The following is a 2,822-nucleotide window of genomic DNA, read 5'->3' as shown; positions in this document are numbered from 1 at the left end:
ATTCTTGTAATCTCGCCGCTTAATCGAATTTCTTCTGAATGGTTTGAGCACGCCGAGAGCATAAAGCACACGCATAAGAGAATGACAGCCCTACTCACATTCGCACCTCCAGAAAAAATGGTTCACCTTACTTATTGAACAGTTTCAATAATCGTAACATAGAAGCTTACGGCCGGGCCCGGCATTTAATACAGCAAAAGACTCGTTCAAAATGAACGAGTCTTGTACTTATCTGTCGTAATTAGGATCCAGTTGATCCGTAATGAGCATGTGACCTGGTGCATGGGTTACCATGATCGGAGGCTTCGCTTGAAGTGCAGCATTTTGAGGAGTGACCCCGCAAGCCCAGAACACAGGTGTCGAAGAAGCAGGATCGAAATCAACAGGATCTCCATAATCTGGCTTCCGAAGATTAGGGATGCCAATGTTCTCCGGATGTCCGGCGTGAACCGGACTTCCATGAGCCTGTCCAAATCGCTCTGAAATTTCCAGAGCTTCATCCATTAGATTATTGGGAATCGCTCTCATGCTGACCACCATTTCCCCTTCAAATACACCAGCTTTCTCTAATGGGATATTCGTCTTATACATAGGAACAACTTTCTCTTGTTCCTGATGAAGCATCGGAATGCCGCCCTCAACCAGGGCTGTTTCGAAAGTGAAGCTGCATCCAATCAGGAAGGTTACGAAATCGTCCTGCCAAATATCCGTTAAGTTCAGCACTTCTTCTGAAAATTCGCCATTGCGGTAAATACGATAACGAGGCAGATCCGTTCGTACGTCCGCATCGGCAATTTCCGGAACGGTCTGACCGGCTTCAAGTACCTCAACTAATGGGCAGGGCTTTGGATTTCGGATACAAAAGAGCAGAAAATCAAAAGCGTATTCTTTCGGCAAGGTTACTAAATTAGTTTGAACGTACTTTTCACATAATCCAGACGTTGTCCCTGTCCATTCTTCGTTACGAAAACGAAATCTCTCATCTCCCGGCTTCATGAACAGCACCTCACTTTTATAGTTAAAAATAGCATCTTAAGAACTTTCTTCTAAGCGATCCATTGTTCTTCTGCTTTTTCCTTTTAATTAAACTGAATAAACCACGCCTTCATATGGTTCCAGAACCCCTCGGTTCTTTTGTTCATAATCATTCGATACAACTACTGATCCTGCCTGAATGGTCTGGATTAACTCCTCGGCTACTCCTGCTTGCTGGTCAGAGAAGTTGCATAATACGACAAGAGTTTCATTCCCATTCGTTCGTTTATAAGCGAATACCAGCGGGTCTTCTCTCATCAACAGTTCAAAATTTCCATCCGTAATGATATCTTTCTCTTTTCTCAGCTGGATCAGATGTTGGTAGAAATAAAAAATCGAGTTTTTATCTTGAAGCGCGGCTTCAGCATTGATTTCTGGATAGGCAGGATTGACCTGAAGCCACGGTGTTCCACTGGTAAAACCGGCGTGTTCCTGACTGTTCCATTGCATCGGTGTCCGCGCATTATCTCGGCCTTTAACATAAATAGCTTCCATTAGCTCCTCATGAGACCAGCCTTCCGCTTTCTTTTCTTCATACATATTAAGCAGCTCAATATCTCGGTAATCCTCCAGATTTTCAAAACGGGCATTTGTCATACCAAGTTCTTCTCCTTGATAAATATACGGTGTTCCCTGCATCATGTGCAGACAGACTGCAAGCATCTTCGCCGATTTCTCCCGGTAGGACTCGTCATTTCCAAATCGGGAGACGATCCGCGGTTGATCATGATTATTCCAGTACAAACTGTTCCAGCCCGTTCCGTGCAGCTTCGTCTGCCATTTTTCAAAGTTTTCCTTGAGTTCTATTAGATTAAGTGGTTTTAAATTCCACTTATCTCCTTCGGAATCCAAATCCATGTGCTCAAAGGTAAAGATCATATTCAATTCTTCATTCTCAGGATCAGTGTACTCCCTCGCGTCCTCCGGTGAAGCTCCCGGCATCTCTCCAACAGTCATGACGTCGTAGTGAGACAGAACTTCTTTGTTCATTTCCTGTAAAAATTCATGAATTCTTGGTCCATTCATGAAATAAGGGCTGCCATCGCCATCCAGTCCTTCCGGATATGAAGGATCTTTCGAGATGAAATTGATAACGTCCATCCTGAATCCGTCCATGCCCTTATCCAGCCAGAACTTCATCATGTCATAAACCTCTTCCCGTAGTTTGGGATTCTCCCAATTCAAATCGGGCTGTTTTTTAGCAAAAATGTGAAGATAATACTGCCCCGTCTGTTCATCATACTGCCATGCCGGGCCGCCAAAAACGGAATTCCAATTCGTAGGAGGATCCCCGTTTTCTTTACCATCCTTCCATATGTAGTAATCACGGTACGGGTTGTCTGTGCTTTTAGAAGATTCAGCAAACCAGGGATGCTCATCCGAGGTGTGGTTAACTACCAGATCCATTACAAGCTTCATTCCCCGCTGATGTACTTCATCGAGTAGTTGCTCCAAATCTTCCATCGATCCAAACAGATCATCCACCTGGCGGTAATTGCGTATATCATAGCCGTTATCCTCCTGGGGAGAATCATAGACCGGGGACAGCCAAATTACATCAATGCCAAGCTCCTTCAAATAATCGAGTTTCTCTATGATTCCGGGAATATCTCCGATTCCGTCCCCGTTCGTATCATTAAAGCTTTTCGGATAAATTTGATAGACAACGCTTTTCTTCCACCATTCGTGCGATTGGTTTGTCATATGTCTTCACCTGCTTTTCTATAATTTAATAACCTTTTCCCTAACACTACCTATCCGGAAACAACCTCATTCTAACATACCCC

2 protein-coding genes are annotated in these 2,822 nt (G+C 44.0%); both read right to left on the bottom strand.

The genetic code is table 11. The annotated features are described in order from the left end of the window. Positions 1–228: 228 nt before the first annotated feature. Complete coding sequence (locus WAM07_RS05655) at positions 229–996, bottom strand: putative hydro-lyase (protein ID WP_422165485.1); 768 nt, start codon at positions 994–996, stop codon at positions 229–231. An 87-nt stretch (positions 997–1,083) separates the two neighbouring features. Continuing rightward, positions 1,084–2,739, bottom strand: coding sequence for a glycoside hydrolase family 13 protein (locus WAM07_RS05650; protein ID WP_422165483.1), 1,656 nt, complete (start codon positions 2,737–2,739; stop codon positions 1,084–1,086). Positions 2,740–2,822: the final 83 nt, after the last annotated feature.

Origin of the sequence: Halobacillus sp. (assembly GCF_049282395.1) — a bacterium.
Classification (GTDB): domain Bacteria; phylum Bacillota; class Bacilli; order Bacillales; family Halobacillaceae; genus Halobacillus.
The sequence above is the reverse complement of the archived record's forward strand: the minus strand, read 5'-3'. Positions and strand labels throughout refer to the sequence as shown.

What these genes read in the sequence shown, in the direction of transcription:
- WAM07_RS05650 (WP_422165483.1), bottom strand. Translation starts at nt 2,739, where the DNA reads ATGACAAACCAATCGCACGAATGGTGGAAGAAAAGCGTTGTCTATCAA.
- WAM07_RS05655 (WP_422165485.1), bottom strand. Translation starts at nt 996, where the DNA reads ATGAAGCCGGGAGATGAGAGATTTCGTTTTCGTAACGAAGAATGGACA.